Origin of the sequence: Duganella guangzhouensis (assembly GCF_009674535.1) — a bacterium.
GTDB lineage: Bacteria > Pseudomonadota > Gammaproteobacteria > Burkholderiales > Burkholderiaceae_D > Rugamonas > Rugamonas guangzhouensis.
Genome location: NZ_WKJK01000014.1, coordinates 115,558 through 137,671, shown reverse-complemented (window position 1 = coordinate 137,671; position 22,114 = coordinate 115,558). Strand labels below are relative to the sequence as shown.

Genomic DNA, 22,114 nt, shown 5'->3' with positions numbered 1-22,114 from the left:
GGTCAAGCCCGCAACGCTTCAGCGGGCGACAGCCGCATTGCGCTCCAGGTGTGGCGGGTGGCGGCCAACAGGGCGATGGCGAGGGTAAGCAGCAACGCCAGCGCCAGCGTCCAGTAGCCGATGGGGGCGTGTTCGACGTAGCCGGACAGGTAGCGCTGGATCGCGATCGCGGCCGGCGGCAGGGAGATCAGTGCGGCGCTCAGTGTCAGCACGCCCGTCTCGCGCAGGATCAGCAGGCCGACATCGCCGCTGCGGGCGCCGTGCAGTTTGCGCAGGACGATTTCTCTGGCGCGCCGTTGGACGGTGGTCGCGCACAAGGCATAGGTGCCGAACGCGGAAATCAGCAGCGCCACGCCCGCCGACGCGGCCAGCAGACCGGCCAGGCGCTCGTCTTCGGCGTAGTTCACGGCCAGCACCTCATCCGCGTGACGCATGCGCAGCAGCGATTCGGGGAAGTAGCGTGGCCACAGTTCCCTGACCTTTTGTTCGATGTCCACCATCGAACCTTCCACCCGCACCGTGAGCGCACCGCCGGCGGTCCACAGTTCGTAGGCGGTGGCCTGCGGCGCTTCGCGCAGTGAGCGGAAGCGCAGTTCCGGCGCGATGCCGATGATGGTTTTGCGGATGGTCTTGTTGTCAAAGCCGGTGAACAGCACGGTTTCGCCCACCGCCGCTTCCGGCGTCGCAAAGCCCAGCGCGCGCGCCGCCAGCGCGTTGATGACCACCGGGATCTTGTTGTCCTCCTGGTCCACGCCGTGTTGGAACAGCCGCCCCGCCACCGGCTTCACCCGCAGCTGTTCGAAGAAATTGGTGCTCACCGATTTCATGTCCATCTGGGCGGACTGGCCGCCCGGCCGTTGCAGGTCGCGCGTCCACGACCAGTCCAGGCGGCCGACCGGGTCTTCGGAAATCGCCACACCAGCCACGCCGGGCTGCGCCGCCAGCGCGGCGTACAGGCCACGCGCGTTGACGCTGTCGCGCACCCGTTCCGGCATCTCAACGATCAGCAGCGGCGCCGGATCGAAACCGGGCGATGAAGTCATTGCATAGCGAGTCTGGCACGCGATGGCGATACTCACGCCGACCAATCCCATCGCCACCGCCACCTGCACCACCGTCAGCGCACGCCGCAAACGCATGCTGCCTGTGGACTCGGTGCCGGGACGCGTCGCCAGCGCCTGCACCGGATGCACGCGCAGCGCCACCATGGCCGGATAGATCGCCGTGGTCACGCCCAGCAGCACGCCGATGCCATAGGCCGCAGTCAGATTCGCCGGCGAGAACACCTGCTCCAGCTGGCGCCCGACCAGCTGCGAGAAAATCGGCAACGCCAACCACGCCAACAGTAAACCCAGCGTGGTGGCCAACAGCGCCACCAGCAGCGACTCCAGCACAAACTGCAGCACGATCTGCGGCACGCCCGCGCCCAGTACTTTGCGCATCGCCAGCTCGCGCTGACGGCGCAGCACGCGCACCGTGGTCAGGTTGACGTAGTTGATCGCGGCCAGCGCCAGGATCAGCATCGCCAGCAACGCTAGCGCGCCGACCAGCAAGGGATTGCCACGATCTCCGGTCAATGCGATCGGATTGTTCTGCAGTTGCGGCGAGAAGTACGCGCCACGCAGAGGCTCCAACACGATTTCCACCGTCTTGCGCTGACCCAGCCGCGCCATCACCTCCGGCGCAAAGTGCTGCATGCTGGGCGCGCGGTCCACCACCTGCTGCAAGGCGTCGGTCAATGCGGGGATCGAGGTGCCGGGACGCACGCGCAGCAGCTGCTTGCCCATCCAACCGCTTTCGCCGGTTAGCATCTCACGCCGCACCTCGGCGGAGAATTCCGAATTCACGCTGAACAGGATTTCGAACGGGATGGTGGTGTTGGACGGTGGCGTAGGCACCACCGCGCCGACCTGCTGCGGCTTGCCCTCGGCGTGCAGCACGCGGCCCACCACGTCCGTCGTGCCGAAGAAGCGCAGCGCGGCGGCTTCGGTGAGGACGATGTTATCCGGCTTGGTCAGCGCCGCCTGCAGATCGCCGTGCAGCGCATGGATGCCGAGCAGACTGGCGAAGTTGGGCAGCACCGTCAACGCGCGTACCCGCATGATGTTGCGGTCAACCCGCACCGCCACCGGCAGCATCTCCTCGCGTGCCGGGATGTACAGCGTGGCATCGGTCACGCCGGGTAGCTTGCTGGCCGCCTCGCGCAGGAACATCGGCGCCAGGTCGTACAAGGGCGACTTGGGATCGACGTTGAAGCGGTGGCGGATCACGTAGACGTTGTCCGCCTCCGGCACGTGCGCGTCATACTCCGCCGAATAACGCACAAAGGCCAGCAATAGCAGGCTGGCTGCCAGGCCAATGGCCAGGCTCAGTATCGCGGTCAGCGTGTAAGCCGGTTCCTGTACCAGGGTGCGCCAGACGATGCGTAAGTCCATGTGCTTAAAGTCCGTAATGAGATGATGGTCTCAATCTGCAAACTCCATGCCACGCGCTTTTCCGCGCCGGCTGGCGGCGCGGTGTTCGAAATTGAACGGAACCGCTGTTCAATTCCGGACATTCAGGCCGGGAATCACCTGCGGGTTGTACGGCTTGACCGGCTGCTGCTTGAGCTTTTTGTCCAGCAGTTCCAGCGCCACTTCCAGTTGGCGATCCTGGCCGGTGTAAGTGGCGTGCGGTGGATTGTCGACCACCACGTCCGGCACCACGCCCACGCCTTCGATCAGCCACTGACCATCTTCGGTGTTGAACTGGCCCATTTCGGCCACGCGCGCCATGCCGTTGTCGCTCAGGCGGTTGTTATCGCTGAGCCAAACACCAGCGCCGGCGGTGCGCTTGCCGACCAGTGGCGCCAGTCCCAGCGACTTGATGCCAGCGGCGAAGGTCTCGCCGTCCGAGTAGGTGTACTCGTCGACCAGCACCACCAAGTGACCCCGGAAGGTGTTCTGCATATTTGGCGATGGCGCCACGCCCGGCGGTGCCCAGAACGCCCATGCCTTGCGCAGCAGCTTCTCGATGATCCAGCTGTCGATGTTACCGCCGTTATTGCGGCGCACGTCGATGATCAAGCCTTCGCGATTGACGTTGGCGTAGAAGTCGCGCGCGAACGAGGCAATGTCGCTCGGTCCCATCGCACGCAGATGCAGGTAACCGATGCGGCCCTTGGACGCCGCGTCAACCTGACGCGCGCGCGATTGTTCCCAGTCGCTGTAGCGCAGCGCGGTCTGTTTGGCCATATTCACCGGCAGCACAATCACCTGGCGCGATTGGCTGCCGCGCTTCACCTGCAGCAGCACCTGCTTGTCGGCCTGGTTCAGCAGCAGGTCCGCGATGTCGCGCGCTTCCAGCACAGGCTTGCCATTGACGGCGGTGATGATGTCGCCCTCTTTGACATCAACGCCAGCCTGCGCCAGCCTGCGCCAGCGGGCCGCGTTGCGACGGCAGTTCCGGTTCGCTGGCGTAGATGTGATCCACGCGGTAGCCATCGGCGGTACGCGACAGCAGCGCGCCCAGACCAGCCGGCGTACCTTCCGGCGTCGACTTGCGGATATCGCCGGGACGGATCTGCGAGTGCAGCGCGCCGACTTCGCTGATCATCATGCCCAGCACATCATCCAGCTCGGCGCGGTCGGTGACGCGGTCCACCAGCGGCGCGTACTTGGCGCGCACCGCCGGCCAATCGGCGCCGCGCATCTTCACGTCGTACAGGAAGTCGCGGTGCATGCGCCAGGCGTCGTTGAACATCTGCTTCCATTCCAGACGCGGATTGGAGGTGAAGGTCCAGTCGTCGACCTTGACCTTGGCCTTGCTGACATCGGTCGGCGCCTTGGCGCCCGCTTCCACCACCAGCATATCGCCCGGTCCATTGCTGGCGATGGTGCGGTAGAAGATGTGCTTGCGGTCGGCCGACAGGTCGAACTCACGCACGCCGGCCGCAAACACTTCCGGCCGTGGGTCGTTGCTGGCGATGGCCAGCGTTTTCAGCGCGGCCTTGCCGTCGACGCCATCGGCATCGACGAAGTACAGGCGCTTGTCATCCACCGCCAGACCGAAATAATTACCCGGCGCCAGCGGCACTTCGTACAGGCGCTCGGCCAGGCCGTTGAAGACGATGGCCGGCAGCGTTTTGCCGGTCGGCTTGGGCACGGCGGTTTTGGCGACGACTTTTTCCGCCGCTTTTTCGGCGGCCTTCTCGGCCGCCTGCTCGGTCGCGCCTTCGGCCGGCTTGTCGCCTGGTTTGCTCAGCTCGTCATCCGGTTTGAACGGGAAGCGGTTGTCCGGCTGCAGCGCCAGCGCGAACACGCTGGTACGCCTGTCGAATACCGGTCCCATGTTGCGGTCGCCCCACGGTGAGCCGTTGGCCAGCTGGAAGTTGCGGGCCGACAGGAAGTACAACCATTTGCCATCCGGCGAGAACACCGGCGAGCGCGAGGTGTAGCGGTCGCTGGTGACGAACTGCAGTTGTTTGCTGTCCAGATTGTAAATGCCGATCTGGTTGCGCTGCTCGGTGCTGGCGGCGCGCACCAGCGCCAGGTTCTTGCTGTCTGGCGACCACAGGATTTCGTCGTACTTGCCGAGACCGGCTTTGCCGGCGTCGTCGATGATGGTGTTGGTTTTGGTGGTCAGATCCAACAGCCAGATGCGGCCTTTCTTGTCGGTGTGGCCCAGCCAGCGACCGTCCGGCGACGGATACAACTGCCAGCGGTGGTTGTTGCCATCCTTGGTCAGTTGCTCGCCCTTGCCGGAACCGTCGGCGGCGAATTTCCAGATTTCGTTTTCGCCGCTGGTGTCGACAATCGCGTAGATGGATTTGTCGTCGTGGCTGAACACCGCCTCGCGGGCGCGCGCGCCTTCCGGAATGGCGATTTCGACGCGGCGCTGGGCACCGGTGCCGGCCACGCTGACGCGGCCACGCGCGGTCAGCACGATGCGCTCCAGCTTGCCGGCCACCTGCACATTGGTCAGGCTTTCCAGCGGCGAGCGGATCTGGCGCGTGCGCTGCTGGTCGAAGTCGGATACCAGGTTGATGGCCAGCTTTTCATTGCGCGCCGCCGCCAGGTCGAACACGTGCAGGTCGGCGCCGAGTTGGTAGACGATGCGGCCGTCGCCCAGTTGGGCGTTGCGCACGTCCCAGTCGGTATGGCTGGTCAGCTGGCGCGGATCGCTGCCGTCCGGTGCCATCGACCACAGATTGTCCGAGCCGCCGCGATCGCTGATGAAGTAGATCCGGCCCTGCCACCACATCGGCCGCTTGTTGTTGCCGGTGTCGCTGGCCAGCAGTTGCACCGCTTCGGCGTTGCCGCTCAGGTCGTAGCGCCACAGCTGGGCGTATGCGCCGCCGCGATAGTGCTTGACGTTGTCGTTGGTCAGCGCCAGGCCGTTGCGGGTGAAGTACAACGTCTTTCCACTGTCATCCAGCACGGCGTCGTTGGCGTCGGACAGCGGAAAGATGCGGCGCTGCAAATCGTCCGGCTTGACCGAAGCGATCACCAGGCTGCGGCCCGGTCCGGTGCCGCTGGCCATGCTGACCAGCACCTCGCCCTGCGCGCTCCAGCCCAGCACCGACACGGCGCCGTTCTCGAAGGTGATGCGCTTGGGCAGGCCGCCGGCCAGCGGCATCACATAGGCTTCCTGCGCGCCCTCGTACGAGGCCGAGAACGCCAGCCAGCGGCCATCCGGCGATATCGCCGCATTGGTTTCGGCCGACGGATGCGTGGTCAGGCGCTGAGCCTGGCCGCCGTGGGCGCCGGTGCGCCACAGGTCGCCTTCGGCGGTAAATACAACGCTGTCGCCGCGGATGGCGGGATAGCGGTAGTAAGCGTCGGCTGCAGCTGCGGTAGACAGCAGGCCGGCGGACATCAACATCAATGCGAGCGGACGGGACAGGTTCATGTGACAGTGTCAGAAAGTTGTCGAATGGATCGACAATTTTGGCACAGCTTGCCCGCAGCGAGGGAAATTATCGGTAGCGTCTTCGTCCAGTTTCAGGGGCGTGGCCGAATAGCACCACGCCCAGGCTGCCGGTGGCCGAAGTAATCGATCATCGCATCCTCCGCCTTGATAACGCATCAGCACAGGTCATCTTGCGCCGCGCAATTGCAGAGGTGTTGATATGGATCAGATAGACAATCGCACCCGCCACGAAAATAGAATGGCCGGGCACACGCTCCAGCATTAAAAGACACCAAGCGAGATTGACATGGCTAATGATGGCGCGGATGATGGTCTCATGGAAGCGCGAACTTCAGCATTGGAAAAAGATATGACATCCGTGAAAACGGATGTGGCTATCATTCGCTCAAATTACGCTACCAAAGAAGACCTGCACCGGGAATTACATGCCACCACATGGAAAATCATCGGCGCGATTGCCATCTTGACCGCTGCAGTCTTCTTCGTAGCCAGGTATGCCCCCGACAATCGGACTCCGGCTACCCCAGCGCCGCCCGCCACAGCGCAGTCAAAATAGCTGCCCGACATCCACTGACGTGGATGCGGGCATGGCGTTACATCAGCTTAGAACTTGTGGTTGTACTCCACCGTGAACTTGGCGCTGCGCGGTGCGGTGTAGCCGACGAAGGCGCCGGCGGTGCCGTAGGTCGGTGAGATCGAGCCGGAGGTAGTGTTGTAGGTCTGGTCGATCTGCTGCAGCGTCTGCTTGTTGAAGACGTTGAACACATCGATCTTGAACGACAGCCCTTTCACCTGCTCCGGTTTGTAGACGAAGTCCAAGTCCAGGCGGACATCCCACGGCAGGCGGCCGGCCGAGCCCTGCTGAGCGACCACATTGGCGCCGTTCACGCCGCAGTAGTGGTAGGACGAACCGTAGTCCGGGAAGCCAGGATCGCTGGCCTGCAAATCGGCTGGATAGTTGCCGAGGCAAGTCTCCGGTTGGCCGGACGCGATCAGCAGATTGCCGCCCACCGAGAACTGCTGGTTGAACTCGTACACGCCAAATGCTTTGATCTGATGGGTGCGGTCGTTCGGCAGCAAACCGTCGGAGTTTTCCATGATCTCGCGGTGATCCCAGGTTTCGGTGGCGCCGACGTCGGTCTGTGCCACCGACGACAGCGTCTGGCCCTCGGTATTACCGCGGCTGCGCGACAGCGTGTAGTTGATGCGGCCATACCAGCCATTGCGCATCGGGTGCTCGGCAAAGAAGTCCAGCGCGGCGTAGGTACGCTTGGCGTCGGACAAGCCCATCTCGGCCGCCGTCAGGCTGACCTTGGTCAGGTTCTTGCCGGTGCCGGAGAAGTCGACCAGGAAGTCATTGGTGCGGCCCGGGTTGATCGAGGCGCACATGAAGCCGCCCCAATTGGAGGTGTCGACGCCATGCTCGGCGGCCCAGGTATCGAACGGCCGCTGATCGCAGTAGTCGTCGATGGTCGATTGCAGCTTGCGGTAGGTGGCCTTGACGCCGAAGTTCAGATCCTGCGACCAGGCTTTTTCAAAGCCGATGGTGGCCTCGTCCTGATAGCTCGGCTTGAGGTTTTGCGCCGCCACCGTCTGGTACAGCTTGGCCTGGCCATATTCGTTGTCGGACGAGGTGACCGGCGTGATCGCGGTCAGCCCGGTCGGCACGCCGTTGGCGTCGACGCCGGTGTAGGTGAAGTACTGGCGCGTCAGCGTCGACACCGAGGCGCCGCGCACCGCGACGTGGGTCGGGATCTGGATCGAATAGCGGCCGGCGCTGCCGAACACTTTCAGCGACGAATCGCCCAGCGCATTCCACACCATCTGGAAGCGCGGGTTGAGCTGGTTGTCCATCTTCAGGAAGGTCTGGCCGAGGCCGTTCTTGTTCTTGTACTGCTCGTCGCGCAGGCCGAAGATCAGGGTCACATCCTTGTTGACCTGCCAGCTGTCCTCCACATACTGCGCCGACTGGTCGGAGAAGGCCGAGGTCAAGTCGTTGAAGATGCGCTTGCTGACGTAGTAGCCCTGCGTGCCCAGTCCGCCGCCCGAGGCCACCGTAGTCGAGTAGCCGTTCAGCGTGATCGGCGAGTTTGGCGTCGTGGTGTGATCGTAGTACCACTGCACGCCGCCCGCCGTGCTTTCGCCGGCGTTGAACGAGGACAGCTTGTTGTTGTCGACTCCGGCCTTGATGGTGTGCTTGCCGTATTGGTAGTTGAGGTCGAAGCGCTGCGAGGTCACCTCATCGGTCGAATTGGTGGCGGCGATCGAGCCGGTGAACGGCTGATTGCTGTTGTAGGTGATGCCCGGCGCCGAACCGGTGCTGGTGACGGTGATCTGCGGCATGGTCGGATCATAGCCGCCCAGCGCCGACACGTGGTTGGTGCGGCTCTTGCCGTACAGCGCGCTGATGGTCAGGTTGTCGGTCAGATTGCCGGTGTACTTGAGGATGTTGGTGCGGGCGCCGACGGTCGGGGTCTGGCCGGCGATGCTTTCGTAGTGGGCGGTGGCGCCACTGCCGGCCACGCGCGACAGCGTGCTGTAATCGAAGCCGCTCAGGGTCTCGTCGGTGACCGGCTTATCGCCGATGGTGGTCCATTCGAGACGGTGATTGTCGCTGATGTTCCAGTCGAACTTGCCGAGGTAGCGGGTGGTGGTGTTCTTGTCGGTGACCCAGCCGTTGTCGACCGAGGTCACCGAGTCCGAGGTCTGGCCGACCTTGCCGGTGTCCTGCTTGGTCTGCTCGACCGCGACAAACATGAACAACTTGTCCTGGATGATAGGGCCGCCCACGTAAGCGCCGTATTTGCGGGTGGTGTCGGTGTTCAGATGGTTCAGCGCGTACAACTTGCCGTCGGTATCGACATTGGCCGGGTCGCCGGTGTGGGCGTAATACACGTCGCGCTGCTTGGCGCGCAGCGAGTTCGGCTCGATGCTGAATTGGGCACCGACTTCCCAATCGTTGGTACCGCTGCGGGTGGTGACGTTGACCACGCCGCCGACCGAGCGGCCGAACTCGGCGCCGAAGCCGCCGGTCAGGATCTGCGTTTGCGCGATGGCGCCAAACGGCAGGTCAGACGAGCCCAGCTGAGTCAACGGATTGGTCACCGGGAAGCCGTTGACGTAATAGGCATTCTCCGAAGCACCGCCGCCGCCCATGCTGGCACCAGCCGCGTAGCGCGGATCGGCGCGGGTGGTGTTGGGCGCCAGCTGGATGATGGCGGCCAGATTCTGCGCGATCGGCAGCGAGTCGAGCTGCTTGGCGTTGAAGGTGGCGCCGTTATCTGCGCTGCTGAAGTCGAGATGGACGCGGCGGCCGGTCACCTGCACCGACTGCGTGCCATTGGCAAACGACGCTTCGACGCCACGGCCCACCAGCACGTCGGTCTCGACGGTGCCGACGGTCTGGCCATCCTTTTGCAGCTCGACCTTGTAGTGGCCGATCGGCATCGCGGTGGCGGTGTACTGACCGTCCGCGCCCGGCGTCAGCGTACGCTTGAGGCCGGTATCGGTATTGGTCAGCAAGATGGTGGTACCGGCCGGCGCGTCAACGCGGCCATAGATATTGCCGGCGGCATTGGACTGAGCCAACGCATCGCCCATGACGAGCGCGCCAGTGGCAAAAACCAGCGACAGGGTGTGTGCTAATACAGTCTTTTTCATTGTTACTCCCGATTGACTTTGTAAGAAGCGCCGGTTGTATAGACCGGCAGCAACTTGATAGTCAGTCATCAGTGCTGGGGAGTAAACATTTCCTATGTATCAATTATGTTAGAAACAACGCGGAAAATTTTACACAATCTTACTAACGAGAATAATGTATTTTCATATGAAAAAAAGACGGGGTCAGGTCCATCATTTCTACACGAGCGCAGCAGTAGGCGACGCCTACTGCTGCGCTCGTGTAGAAATGATGGACCTGACCCCGCCCTTTGGGGGTGAAAAAAAACCCGCGCGGGGCGCAGGTTTTTGGAGGAGGGTTAGTCGACTTCGACTGTCTCTGGTGGCGGTGCCGGGGCGGCGTCTGGCGGCTCCGGGAAGTCCAGCTTGACGCCGTCTTTGTCGTCCAGGTCGACGATGACTTTGCCACCGGTGACCAGACGGCCGAACAGCAGTTCGTCGGCCAGCGCCTTGCGGATCAGGTCCTGGATCAGGCGTGACATCGGCCGCGCGCCCATCAGCGGGTCGAAGCCTTTCTTGCCCAGGAACTTGCGCAGCTTCTCGCTGAAGATGGCTTCGACTTTCTTCTCGTGCAGCTGCTCTTCCAGCTGCATCAGGAATTTGTCGACCACGCGCAGGATGATTTCCTCATCCAGCGGACGGAAGCTGATGATCGCGTCCAGACGGTTGCGGAACTCCGGCGTGAACATGCGCTTGATGTCGCCCATTTCGTCGCCAGCCTGCTTGGTGTTGGTGAAGCCGATCGACGATTTCTGCAGCGATTCCGCGCCCGCATTGGTGGTCATGATGATGATCACGTTGCGGAAGTCGGCTTTGCGGCCATTGTTGTCGGTCAGCGTGCCATGATCCATCACCTGCAGCAGGATGTTGAAGATGTCCGGATGCGCTTTCTCGATCTCGTCCAGCAGCAGCACGGTGTGCGGCTTCTTGGTGATGGCTTCGGTCAGCAGGCCGCCCTGGTCGAAACCAACATAGCCCGGCGGCGCGCCGATCAGACGCGACACGGCGTGACGCTCCATGTACTCGGACATGTCGAAACGCACCAGCTCGATACCGAGGATGAACGCCAGTTGCTTGGCCACCTCGGTCTTGCCGACCCCGGTCGGACCGGAGAACAGGAAGGAGCCAATCGGCTTGTCGGTCTTGCCCAGGCCGGCACGCGCCATCTTGATCGCGGACGCCAATGCTTCGATCGCCGGGTCCTGGCCGAACACCACGTTGCGCAGGTCGCGGTCGATGGTTTGCAGCTTGCTGCGGTCGTCCTGGTTGACGGTCTGCGGCGGGATGCGCGCGATCTTGGAGATAATGTCCTCGATCTCGGTCTTGCCGATGGTTTTCTTTTGCTTCGATTTCGGCAGAATGCGTTGCGCCGCGCCCGCTTCGTCGATGACGTCAATCGCCTTGTCCGGCAGGTGACGGTCGTTGATGAAGCGCGCCGCCAGTTCGGCTGCGGTCGACAGCGCCGACGACGAGTACTTGACGCCGTGGTGCTCTTCGAAGCGCGACTTCAGGCCGCGCAGAATCTGCACGGTCTGCTCGACGGTCGGCTCGTTGACGTCCACTTTCTGGAAGCGGCGGCTCAGCGCATGATCCTTCTCGAACACGCCACGGAACTCGGTGTAGGTGGTCGCCCCCACGCACTTCAGCTGGCCGTTGGCCAACGCCGGTTTCAGCAGGTTGGACGCGTCCAGCGTGCCGCCCGAGGCCGAGCCGGCGCCGATGATGGTGTGGATCTCGTCGATGAACAGGATGCCGTTCGGATTGTCCTTCAGCTGCTTCAGCACCGCCTTCAGGCGCTGTTCGAAGTCGCCGCGATACTTGGTGCCGGCCAGCAGCGCGCCCATGTCCAGCGAATACACCACGGCATTCGACAGGATTTCCGGCACGTCGCCCTGGGTGATGCGGTAGGCCAGGCCTTCCGCAATCGCGGTTTTGCCGACCCCGGCCTCGCCCACCAGCAGCGGATTGTTTTTGCGACGGCGGCACAGGATCTGGATCACACGATCCACTTCCTCTTCGCGGCCGATCAGCGGATCGATCTTGCCGTCGGCGGCCGATTTGTTCAGGTTCTGGGTGAACTGGTCGAGCGGACTTTCCTTGCTCTGGCCTTCGCCGGCCGGTGCGCCCTCTTCCACGCCTTCCGACGCCTTGGCGGCGTCCGACTGCTGGTCCTTGCGCACGCCGTGCGAGATGAAATTCACCACGTCCAGACGGGTCACGCCCTGCTGGTGCAGGTAGTACACCGCGTGCGAATCTTTTTCACCGAAGATGGCCACCAGCACATTGGCGCCAGTCACTTCCTTCTTGCCATTCGAGGCTGACTGGACGTGCATGATGGCGCGCTGAATCACGCGCTGGAAACCGAGCGTCGGCTGGGTATCCACCTCGCCCGTGCCGGGCACGGTCGGGGTGTTGTCACCAATAAAATTGGTCAGGGTTTTGCGCAGATCTTCAATGTTGACAGCGCAAGCGCGCAACACTTCGGCGGCCGAAGGGTTGTCTAGCAAGGCCAGCAGCAAGTGCTCCACCGTGATGAATTCGTGGCGCGCTTGTCGCGCTTCGACAAACGCCATATGCAAACTTACTTCCAATTCCTGCGCAATCATACTTCCTCCATCACGCACTGCAGGGGATGACCTGCCTTGCGCGCATGCGTTAACACAAACTCCACTTTGGTACAGGCGATATCTTTAGAGAACACTCCACACACTCCTTTGCCGTAGCGGTGAACACTGAGCATTATCTGCGTGGCGGTTTCACGGTCTTTATTGAAATACTCCTGGATGATGGCGACCACAAATTCCATCGGGGTATAGTCGTCATTCAGCAACGCCACCTGGTACAGAGGTGGCGGCTTCAGCGTTTGCCGCTCCAAGAGGGTTTCGGTGTCATGCTTGGTTGCCATACGCTTATATTCTAATGCTTTCGAGGTTGATGCGATGTGCATTTCGCTGCACATATCCAATTGTTTTCCATCTTACGCGCTTTCTGGGTTTGTCGCAGATGGCGCCCTATTCCACAAAAACAAGAGTTGTGTTTTCGCCAATGTCGCAAAAAGTAGCAAAATGCATACAAATCTGCTTGACTTTCAAATTTGGTCCGCTAACAATGCGTTTATCGGCTGCGTGCAGAAATGTACATGTTGATAAGAAGTGGGCGTGAGGAGAGGGGCAAGAAGCTTCTTGCTTTTATGGCTCGTGTGATAGGTTTTAATTTAGAAAGTTCTTTTTATGGCAACTGGTACTGTTAAGTGGTTCAATGATTCCAAAGGTTTTGGCTTCATCACTCCAGATGACGGCGGCGAAGATTTGTTCGCTCACTTCTCCGCAATCAACATGAACGGTTTTAAGACCCTGAAAGAAGGTCAAAAAGTTCAGTTCGAAGTCACGCAAGGCCCTAAAGGCAAGCAAGCTTCCAACATCCAGTCCGTTTAATACCCTAAACGAACCGATGTGAAAAAACCCTGCAGCGCAGGGTTTTTTTTCGCCAGTCGCCCCCACCAGCTGTTGTAAATCCGTCAGCTGGCGCGCGTCGCTTGCATATCAGTTTACGCTATTGATTTCATGAACACAATCAATTAGCCCTATCAATACCATTCCATTAGCCTGATCTCTCCACAAACAACTAGATGGAGACAGACATGGACAACCGAAAACTCGTTGCCTTGACGCTGCTGGCCGGCCTGCTGCCGGTGCTGGAGCCGCAACTGGTGTACGCCGCCGACAGCAACCACAACTGGTGGCCCGACAAGCTGGACCTGCAACCACTGCGCCAGCACGCTCCGGCGTCCAATCCCTATGGCGCCGGTTTCGACTACGCCAGGGAATTCCAGAAACTGGACCTGAAGGCGGTCAAGCAGGACATCAATAAAATCCTCACCACCTCGCAGCCCTGGTGGCCGGCCGATTACGGCAACTACGGCCCCTTCTTCATCCGCATGGCCTGGCACAGCGCCGGCACCTATCGCGTCGGCGACGGCCGTGGTGGCGCCGCCAGCGGCCAGCAGCGCTTCGAGCCGCTCAACAGCTGGCCCGACAACGTCAGCCTGGACAAGGCGCGCCGCCTGCTGTGGCCAGTCAAGCAGAAGTACGGCAAGCAAATCTCATGGGCCGATCTGATGGTGCTGGCCGGGAACGTGGCGATGGAAAACATGGGCTTCAAGACCATCGGCTTCGCCGGTGGCCGGGTTGACGCCTGGGAGCCGGATCTGGTGTTCTGGGGGCCGGAAACCAAATTCCTCGACGCCCAGCGCTTTGGCGACCAGCGCCAGCTCAAAGGCGCGCTGGCGGCCACCCAGATGGGCTTGATCTACGTGAATCCGGAAGGACCGAACGGCAATCCCGATCCGATCGCGGCCGCCGCCGACATCCGCCAGGCGTTCGGCCGCATGGCGATGGACGATGAGGAGATCGTCGCGCTGATCGCCGGCGGCCATACCTTCGGCAAGGCGCATGGCGCCCACAAGCCGGAGGAATGCGTGGGCGCCGATCCCACCGGCGCAGCGGTTGAGCAACAGGGGCTGGGCTGGCAAAACAAATGCGGCAAGGGCAATGCCGAGGACACCGTTACAAGCGGCCTGGAAGGCGCCTGGACCTCGAACCCGATCGCCTTCACCACCCAATATCTGGACAATCTGTTCGCCTTCGACTGGGTGCAGAGCAAGAGCCCGGCCGGCGCCATTCAGTGGGTCCCCAGCATTCCCGAAGCCGCCAACCTGGTGCCAGACGCGCACGTACCAGGCAAGCGCCACGCGCCGATCATGTTCACCACCGATCTGTCACTGAAGCAGGATCCCGAGTTCAACAAGATCGCCAAGCGCTTCCAGCAAGACCCCAAACTGTTTGCCGACGCCTTCGCCCGCGCCTGGTTCAAGCTGACCCACCGCGACATGGGGCCGCGTGCGCGCTACCTGGGCACCGACGTGCCGAAAACGGCCTTCCTGTGGCAAGACCCGATTCCGGCACCGAGCTACGCCGCCATCAACAGCAAGGATGCGGCGCAACTGAAGGCCAAAATCCTGGCATCCGGCCTCAGCACGCAGGAGCTGGTGAAGACGGCCTGGGCGGCGGCGGCCAGCTATCGCGGCACCGACAAGCGCGGCGGCGTCAACGGTGCCCGCCTGCGCCTGGCGCCGCAGAAGGAATGGGCGGTCAACGAGCCGCAGCAACTAAGCAAGGTGTTGAGCAAACTAGGCGCGATCCAGGCCGAATTCAACCAGGCGCAAAAAGGCGGCAAGCAAGTATCGCTGGCCGATCTGATCGTATTGGGCGGGAATGCGGCGGTGGAGCAAGCCGCCAAGGCTGGCGGCCACCACGTGCAAGTGCCGTTCAAGCCCGGCCGCGCCGACGTGACGCAGGCGCAGACCGACGTCAAATCGTTCGCGCTACTGGAGCCCAAGGCCGACGGCTTCCGCAACTACTACAGCCGGGATAACCGGCTGTCGCCGGCCGAGGCGCTGGTCGACAAGGCCAACACGCTGAATCTGACGGTGCCGGAAATGACGGTGCTGGTGGGCGGCCTGCGCGCGCTCAACGCCAACTACGGCAATTCCGCCAACGGCGTGCTGACCAATCGACCGGGCACGCTGTCCAACGACTTCTTCGTCAACCTGCTGACCATGGATAACAAGTGGAGCAAGGCCAGCGAAGATGGCTTGTATGAGGGGCGCGACCGCAGCAGCGGCCAGCTGAAGTGGAAAGCCACGCCGGTCGACCTGGTGTTCGGCTCGAACTCCGAGCTGCGCGCGGTGGCGGAGGTGTATGCGTCGAATGACAGCCGCGACAAGTTCGTGCAGGACTTCGTCGCGGCCTGGGACAAGGTGATGAACCTGGACCGCTTCGATTAAGCGGCAATGGCGGCAGGCACGGCGTGCGCCGCCCTGCCGCCTGCGATTTACTGCATCTGCTCGATCATCACGTCGCCAAAGCCGGAGCAGGACACCTGGTTGGCGCTTTCCATCAAGCGGGCGAAGTCGTAGGTGACCTGCTTGGACTGGATGGCTTTTTCCATCGACTTGATGATCAGATCGGCCGCCTCGGTCCAGCCCATATGGCGCAACATCATCTCGGCCGACAGAATCATCGAGCCTGGATTAACGTAATTCTTGCCGGCGTATTTAGGCGCGGTGCCGTGGGTGGCTTCAAACATCGCCACCGAATCCGACAGATTGGCGCCCGGCGCGATGCCGATGCCGCCCACTTGCGCGGCCAGCGCGTCGGACACGTAGTCGCCGTTCAGGTTCAGGGTGGCGATCACGCTGTACTCGGCCGGACGCAGCAGGATTTGCTGCAGGAAGGCGTCGGCGATCGAATCCTTGATGGTGATATCGCGGCCGGTCTTCGGATTCTTGAACTTGCACCATGGGCCGCCGTCGATCAGCTCGGCGCCGAATTCCTTCTGCGCCAGCGCGTAGGCCCAGTCGCGGAAGCCGCCTTCGGTGTACTTCATGATATTGCCCTTGTGGACAATCGTCACCGATGGCTTGTCGTTGTCGATGGCGTACTGGATCGCCTTGCGCATCAGACGCTCGGTGCCCTCCACCGACACCGGCTTGATGCCGATGGCCGAGGTATCCGGGAAGCGGATCTTGTTGGCGCCCAGTTCATTGACCAGGAAATCGATCAGCTTTTTGGCGCCCTCGCTACCCTGCGGATATTCGATGCCGGCGTAGATGTCTTCCGAGTTCTCGCGGAAAATCGCCATATTGGTTTTTTCCGGCTCCTTCAGCGGCGATGGCACGCCGGTGAAGTAACGTACCGGGCGCAGGCAGACATACAGGTCCAGCTGCTGGCGCAGCGCCACGTTCAGCGAACGGATGCCGCCGCCAACCGGCGTCGTCAGCGGGCCCTTGATGGACACCACGTAATCCTTGACCGTCGACACGGTCTCCTCCGGCAACCACACATCCTGGCCATAAACGCGGGTCGATTTCTCGCCGGCGTAGATCTCCATCCACTGGATCTTGCGCTGCTCGCCATAGCATTTGGCGACAGCGGCATCGACCACCTTCAGCATCACCGGCGTGATGTCGCGACCGACGCCATCACCCTCGATATAGGGAATGATCGGGTTATCTGGTACATTCAGGGAAAAATCCGGGTTGACGGTGATCTTCTGGCCGTTGACCGGCACTTTGATATGTTGATACATCGTGGTTTGCTCCGTGGAGATAGTCCAAGTCTTCTATAAGATATAAGACGGTTGTTTCACATTATGCACGAGTATGTAACGAGGCGCCAAGGATTTCAAGCCTACACCAAATTCAGTTTTCAAATAATGTCCCTGATTCTATTCAACAAACCTTTCCAAGTGCTGTGCCAGTTTTCGCCGCAGGACGGCAAGACCACGCTGGCCGATCATCTGACCATTCCCAAGATCTATCCGGCCGGACGGCTGGACTATGACAGCGAAGGGTTGATGCTGCTGACCGACGACGGCAAGCTGCAGCACGCCATCGCCCATCCCGACCACAAGGAAGCCAAAACTTATCTGGTGCAGGTGGAAGGCGTCGCGGACGCCGCCACGCTGGCGCGGCTGCAAGCGCCGCTGGACCTGGGCGATTTCATCACCCTGCCCTGCCAGGCGGTGCGGATTGCCGAGCCGGAATGGCTGTGGCCGCGCAACCCGCCGATCCGCCAGCGCGCCGAGCAGCCGACCAGCTGGCTGGCGATCACCCTGCAGGAAGGCAAGAACCGCCAGGTGCGGCGCATGACCGCCGCCGTCGGCCTGCCAACGCTACGCCTGGTGCGCAGCGCCATCGGCGCCATCTCACTGGCCACCCACCCGCTGATGCCGGGCGAATGGATGGAAGTCGACCCAAAAGAATTGCGCAGCTAAAATCCGGGGGAGGCATCTCCCCGGATACAAACGCAAAAAGCCGCACTGGCTAGGCCAGCGCGGCTTTCTATATCTTACTTCCGGTGAGGGAATTAAGCGGACAGTGCTTTCAGGGCAGCTGCCAGACGGCTCTTGTGACGAGCTGCCTTGTTTTTGTGGATGATCTTCTTGTCGGCGATGCTGTCGATGGTCGACACCGATGCCTGGAAGATGGTCGTCGCAGCAGCTTTGTCACCGGCCTGGATGGCCTTGCGCACGGCTTTGATAGCGGTGCGCAGGGTCGAACGCTGGGACGAGTTGTGAGCGTTTTGCTTAACTGCTTGACGAGCGCGCTTGCGCGCTTGTGCGGTATTTGCCATGAAATTTCCTAAATCAGTAAATGATGCGTTTGCAAACATTATTGTTTGGCAAACAGGTGCGTCCAGGGTTGCACTCAGAGCGAACCGTGTGAGTCAAACTACTGCTTGCCAAACAATATTGTCTGCGCAACAGAATTTTGTACAGCCTGTGATTATAGCGATACTTTCCAGCCGGAGCAACTATAATCACGTCCCATGAACTTGCTTAAGACACTCTCCGCCATTTCCAGCATGACCATGCTGTCCCGGATTACCGGCCTCCTGCGTGAAACCTTAATCGCCCGTGCCTTCGGCGCCGGCGGCATGACCGATGCCTACATCGTCGCGTTCCGCATTCCCAACCTGCTGCGCCGCCTGTTTGCCGAGGGCGCGTTCTCGCAAGCCTTCGTGCCGATTCTGGCCGAATACAAGAACAAGCAGGGCCTGGAAGCCAGCAAGAAGCTGACCGACCATGTCGCCAACACGCTGGTGTGGGCGACGCTGATCGTCACGGTGATCGGCATTATAGCCGCCCCGGCCTTCATCTTCCTGATCGCCAACGGCCTGGAGGAGTTCGACGCGGCGGTCTGGATGACGCGCGTGATGTTCCCCTACATTAGTTTCATGGCCTTTGTGGCGCTGGCCGGCGGCGTGCTCAATACCTGGCGCGAGTTCAAGATTCCCGCCTTCACGCCGGTGCTGCTGAATATCGCCTCGATCCTGGCCTCGCTGTTCCTGCAACAGCACCTGGAGCGGCCGATTTACGCGATGGCGATCGCGGTGTTCGTCGGCGGCGTGCTGCAGGTGGCGATCCAGATCCCGGCGCTGGTGAAGATTGGCATGCTGCCCAAGCTGTCGTGGAACCCGGCCGCCGGCCTGGGCGATCCCGGCGTGCGCCGCGTACTGAAGAAAATGGGGCCGGCGGTGTTTGCCGTCTCGGCCGCGCAAATCAGTTTGATGATTAACACCAGCATCGCCTCGCGGCTGGAGGAAGGCAGCATTTCATGGCTGTCCTACGCCGACCGTCTGATGGAGTTCCCGACCGCGCTGCTGGGCGTGGCACTGGGCACGATTCTGCTGCCCAGCCTGTCCAAGGCGCAGGCCGACGGTGACCAGACCGAATACTCCGAGCTGCTGGACTGGGGCCTGCGCCTGACCTTCCTGCTGGCGCTGCCGGCAGCGGTCGGCATGGCGGTGCTGGCCAAGCCGATGATCGCCACCCTGTTCCACTACGGCGCCTTCACCGACCACGACGCCGCCGCCTCGGCACGGCCGCTGATCGCGTATTGCGCCGGCCTGCTCGGCATCATTCTGGTCAAGACGCTGGCGCCGGCCTTTTACGCGCAGCAGGATATCCGCACCCCGGTGCGCATCGCCATCGTGGTGCTGATCGCTACCCAGCTGATGAACTGGCTGTTCGTGCCGTATATCCAGGTGGCCGGGCTGGCGCTGTCGATCGGTCTCGGCGCCTGCTTGAACGCAGGCTTCCTGTACCTCGGCCTGCGCAAGCGCGATATCTACCGTCCGCGCCCCGGCTGGCCGGTGTTCTGCACGAAGCTGGTGATCGCCTGCGGCCTGATGGGCGGCGCGGCCTGGCTGGCGGCCGCCAAGGTCAACTGGCTAGGCCTGCAGCACCACGCCTTCCTGCGCGTCGGTGCGCTGTTGCTGGTGGTGGCCGCCTGCGCGGTGGTCTACTTTGCGGCGCTGCTGGCGATGGGCTTCCGCCTGCGCGACTTCAAGCGCATCGCGCGCTGAAAGCCCATCGACTCCAATCAGCACAGCTGAAGGTGGGATCAAGGATCGGTTGCAGCGCCTGGAGCAGTACTAGCTGGATCAGGCGATCCGTCACCGTCGGGATGCCAAGCTCGCGCTCGCCACCATCGGGTTTCGGGATACTCACCCGACGTACCGGGCTTCCTCCCCACGGTCGATTACTCTTCCGCAGTTGCGTTTCACTTCGTTCACTGTGGTCAGCTCGCGGCAGGACTTGCACCCGCAGGTGTGCGCCCATGCTGGGCGCACAAAGAAAAGCCCCCCAGTCTTTCGACTGGGGGGCTTTTTAAATCTTAGCGCCAGATTAGCGCCAGCGGCAATTAAGCAGCTTTTTTAGCTTTGCGACGAGCAACAGCGCCTACCAGAGCCAGGCCGCCCAGCAGCATAGCGTAGGTTTCTGGTTCTGGAACTGCGGTCACTTTGAAGGTACCGGAGTAGTCAGCGTCGGTGCCGTTGGCAGCGCCAACCAGGGTCAGGACGTATGGCGACAGGCCGGTGTATTTCGACGAGTAGAACACGTATTCGCCGTTAACCACGGAGCCAGCCACGCCGCTCAGGTTCGACAGGGTCGACAGGGTCAGTGGTTCTTGTGCGGACACGGTCACCGAGATTTTGTAGGTGCCGGTCAGGCCCGAGAAGGTGATCACGTCTTTGCCACCCGACAGGATGCCGTCGCCTTCCAGCGCGGTCCACGAGTAGGTCTTGCCCAGGGTGATGCCGGTCAGGTCGATGGTCTGGTCACCTGCGAAAGCACCGAACGAAGCACCTGCCAGTACTGCACCAGCGACGAAATGTTTCAATTTCATATAAGTTCCTTCTGTAGAGGAATAGTGGTTGATCTTTGCAAACCAGCCACAACGTTAGTTGATAGGAGTGCTGCTGAGATGAATCATAACATAAACACATTAATTGCAATGCAAAATTTTTATTTTTAATTGCTTTTTCGCAAGTATTTTCGCATCATAAAAAAATCATGTCCGCGCCGCACCATTTTTAGTGACTATTGGAGAGAAAGTGAGGCTTTGCGCGGCCTCAAAGCGGTTCGACGGGGGGCTGTTCAGGCTCGCTGGTCGGCGTTTTTTCCGTAGGAGAATTTGATTCCTCAGAGGGAGAAACCGGATTACCGAGTTGCTCTGCCGGCGGCACGACCTCCGCTGGAGCAGCTGGCAAGGTAATATTTTGCGGCGCACTTTCAGATTGTTGCGAAATAGGTACAATCGTTGCATTTTGTGCTTGCTTTTCCGCCCCTGCGACAGCGGTCTCGCTAACCGTGGCTGAAAACTTCCATTCCGAAATCCTTTTTTTCCCTTCAAACCCGGCGTAGCGCTGAGGAAAATTGCCAATCTTGACAGGTTGTGCGTTCGATAAGCTATAAACAGCAATCACGCCCGTCTTGTCGCCTAGATAGACAATGCCCCACTCCGCCTTGCCCGTCATCGGGTCGACAAAAATCTTGCGCAGGTGGCGGCGGGTTCCCGGGAAACGCGGATCCCGCAACAGCTCCTTCAACGATGGCGGCTGGGGCGGCAAGCCCTGCGGCGTCGCATCGGCATAGCTCTTCAGTGCGTCGCTGAAGGCGGCGCCGATGTCGAGCAGCTCCTGTTCCGCCCTGCTACGCTGGATCACAGCGCCAATCTTCAGCGTGGCAGCCGCCGCCAGCCCGATGATGGCGACCAGAATAATCAGGCTTAAATAAGTGAAGCCGCGCTGGCGGCCGGCGCGCGGCGCAACCATCACCAGTCGGCGTAAGGCTTGCCGCTGCGGTCATTGCCTGGCGCGCCGCTGCGGATGTTGTAGACGCCGCCCTTGGTGCCATCTTCCGGCGGCACGATGATCCAGACCGCGTCGCTTTCCGCGACCGGGTCGTACGGCAGCGCGCGCAGGTATTTTTTCTCCACCAGCTGGTCCAGCGAATCGGGATAGCGGCCGGTGTCGCCGTAGTACTGGTCGATCAGCATGCGCACGTTGCGCAGGTTATCGGCCAGGATGGTTTCCTTCGATTTGTCGACGCTGGGGAAGTAGCGCGGCACGGCGAGCGTCAGCAGCAAGGCCACAATGCCCAGCACCACCAGCAGTTCAATCAGCGTGAAGCCCTTGGTTTTCATGGTCACCATTTTTTGTACGGGACGCCGTTCAGGCCCGTTTTTTCACTGAGGCTGAACACATCGTAGACATCCTCACCTTCGCGCGGCTGATCGGCATCGCTGGCGTAGCTACGTTTGCCCCAGGTTTGCGCGTCGTTCAGCGTGGCGTCCGGGTTGAACGGATCGCGCGGCACGCGGCGCAGGAAGTACATCTTGGCGTGCTTGGGGTTTTGCTGATCGGGCACGCCCTCCACCAACAGCTCCAGCGTTTTCGGGTAGCCGCTGGCGGCCAGGGTCTTGGTGATGCGGCCCTGATCGTAGGCCAGCTTGTAGGCGTCCAGCGCGTGACGGATGTCGCGTAGCGATTCGCGCAAGTCCTGTTCCTGACGGCGCTGCACCACCACTTGCGCGGTGGGGATCACCAGGGCGCTGAGCAAGCCAAGGATGGCCAGCGTCACCAGCAGCTCGATCAGGGTGAATCCACGCGCGCGCATC

At 61.5% G+C, this 22,114-nt stretch carries 17 protein-coding genes; 5 read left to right on the top strand and 12 right to left on the bottom strand.

The window, feature by feature from the left end:
* Positions 1-2: 2 nt before the first annotated feature.
* The 3 genes from GJ699_RS24050 to GJ699_RS24045 form a co-directional block, all read right to left on the bottom strand.
* Positions 3-2,435: an ABC transporter permease gene (locus GJ699_RS24050; protein WP_154381102.1), complete on the bottom strand. Its 2,433-nt coding sequence runs from the start codon at positions 2,433-2,435 to the stop codon at positions 3-5.
* Positions 2,436-2,543: 108 nt separating this feature from the next.
* Positions 2,544-3,482, bottom strand: coding sequence for a S41 family peptidase (locus GJ699_RS34720; protein ID WP_229262276.1), 939 nt, complete (start codon positions 3,480-3,482; stop codon positions 2,544-2,546).
* Entirely contained in the window at positions 3,391-5,889 is a 2,499-nt protein-coding gene (locus tag GJ699_RS24045; protein WP_229262275.1) for a S41 family peptidase, read from the bottom strand. Before GJ699_RS24045 ends, GJ699_RS34720 begins: the two co-directional genes overlap by 92 nt.
* Before the next feature lie 307 nt (positions 5,890-6,196).
* Here GJ699_RS24045 and GJ699_RS24040 point away from each other — a divergent pair, with 307 nt between their 5' ends.
* Positions 6,197-6,466 (top strand): hypothetical protein, encoded by a 270-nt coding sequence (locus tag GJ699_RS24040; RefSeq protein ID WP_154381100.1) that lies wholly within the window; start codon positions 6,197-6,199, stop codon positions 6,464-6,466.
* A 47-nt stretch (positions 6,467-6,513) separates the two neighbouring features.
* On the opposite strand, the gene GJ699_RS24035 is transcribed toward GJ699_RS24040, so the two are convergent.
* The 3 genes from GJ699_RS24035 to clpS form a co-directional block, all read right to left on the bottom strand.
* A complete protein-coding gene (locus GJ699_RS24035) occupies positions 6,514-9,570 on the bottom strand; it encodes a TonB-dependent receptor (RefSeq protein WP_154381099.1) in 3,057 nt (1,018 codons plus the stop codon).
* A gap of 317 nt (positions 9,571-9,887) precedes the next feature.
* A complete protein-coding gene (gene clpA / locus GJ699_RS24030) occupies positions 9,888-12,194 on the bottom strand; it encodes an ATP-dependent Clp protease ATP-binding subunit ClpA (RefSeq protein ID WP_154381097.1) in 2,307 nt (768 codons plus the stop codon).
* The gene (gene clpS / locus GJ699_RS24025) at positions 12,191-12,493 is read right to left on the bottom strand and encodes an ATP-dependent Clp protease adapter ClpS (RefSeq protein ID WP_008446470.1); all 303 of its coding nucleotides are present in this window, start codon (positions 12,491-12,493) and stop codon (positions 12,191-12,193) included. Before clpS ends, clpA begins: the two co-directional genes overlap by 4 nt.
* A gap of 325 nt (positions 12,494-12,818) precedes the next feature.
* Between clpS and cspE the strand changes: the two genes are divergently transcribed.
* Entirely contained in the window at positions 12,819-13,022 is a 204-nt protein-coding gene (gene cspE / locus GJ699_RS24020; protein ID WP_154381095.1) for a transcription antiterminator/RNA stability regulator CspE, read from the top strand.
* A 206-nt stretch (positions 13,023-13,228) separates the two neighbouring features.
* The gene (katG, locus tag GJ699_RS24015) at positions 13,229-15,433 is read left to right on the top strand and encodes a catalase/peroxidase HPI (protein ID WP_154381093.1); all 2,205 of its coding nucleotides are present in this window, start codon (positions 13,229-13,231) and stop codon (positions 15,431-15,433) included.
* Positions 15,434-15,480: 47 nt separating this feature from the next.
* Here the strand turns inward: katG and icd are convergent, their stop codons facing one another.
* Positions 15,481-16,737, bottom strand: coding sequence for an NADP-dependent isocitrate dehydrogenase (gene icd, locus GJ699_RS24010; protein ID WP_154381091.1), 1,257 nt, complete (start codon positions 16,735-16,737; stop codon positions 15,481-15,483).
* 126 nt (positions 16,738-16,863) lie between these two features.
* Between icd and GJ699_RS24005 the strand changes: the two genes are divergently transcribed.
* The gene (locus tag GJ699_RS24005; protein WP_154381089.1) at positions 16,864-17,424 is read left to right on the top strand and encodes a pseudouridine synthase; all 561 of its coding nucleotides are present in this window, start codon (positions 16,864-16,866) and stop codon (positions 17,422-17,424) included.
* 92 nt (positions 17,425-17,516) lie between these two features.
* Here GJ699_RS24005 and rpsT read toward each other — a convergent pair whose 3' ends face one another.
* Positions 17,517-17,783 carry a 30S ribosomal protein S20 gene (gene rpsT, locus GJ699_RS24000; RefSeq protein ID WP_154381087.1) on the bottom strand — a complete coding sequence of 89 codons (267 nt, stop codon included), beginning with the start codon at positions 17,781-17,783 and terminating at the stop codon, positions 17,517-17,519.
* A gap of 195 nt (positions 17,784-17,978) precedes the next feature.
* Here rpsT and murJ point away from each other — a divergent pair, with 195 nt between their 5' ends.
* Positions 17,979-19,517 carry a murein biosynthesis integral membrane protein MurJ gene (murJ, locus tag GJ699_RS23995; protein WP_154381085.1) on the top strand — a complete coding sequence of 513 codons (1,539 nt, stop codon included), beginning with the start codon at positions 17,979-17,981 and terminating at the stop codon, positions 19,515-19,517.
* A gap of 338 nt (positions 19,518-19,855) precedes the next feature.
* On the opposite strand, the gene GJ699_RS23990 is transcribed toward murJ, so the two are convergent.
* The 4 genes from GJ699_RS23990 to GJ699_RS23975 form a co-directional block, all read right to left on the bottom strand.
* Positions 19,856-20,341: an FxDxF family PEP-CTERM protein gene (locus GJ699_RS23990; RefSeq protein ID WP_154381083.1), complete on the bottom strand. Its 486-nt coding sequence runs from the start codon at positions 20,339-20,341 to the stop codon at positions 19,856-19,858.
* 226 nt (positions 20,342-20,567) lie between these two features.
* On the bottom strand, positions 20,568-21,269 hold the full coding sequence (locus GJ699_RS23985; RefSeq protein WP_154381081.1) for a type II secretion system protein: 702 nt from the start codon (positions 21,267-21,269) through the stop codon (positions 20,568-20,570).
* Positions 21,269-21,649 carry a type II secretion system protein gene (locus tag GJ699_RS23980; RefSeq protein ID WP_154381080.1) on the bottom strand — a complete coding sequence of 127 codons (381 nt, stop codon included), beginning with the start codon at positions 21,647-21,649 and terminating at the stop codon, positions 21,269-21,271. Before GJ699_RS23980 ends, GJ699_RS23985 begins: the two co-directional genes overlap by 1 nt.
* Positions 21,643-22,113, bottom strand: coding sequence for a type II secretion system protein (locus GJ699_RS23975; protein WP_154381078.1), 471 nt, complete (start codon positions 22,111-22,113; stop codon positions 21,643-21,645). Before GJ699_RS23975 ends, GJ699_RS23980 begins: the two co-directional genes overlap by 7 nt.
* Between the last annotated feature and the right edge of the window lies 1 nt (position 22,114).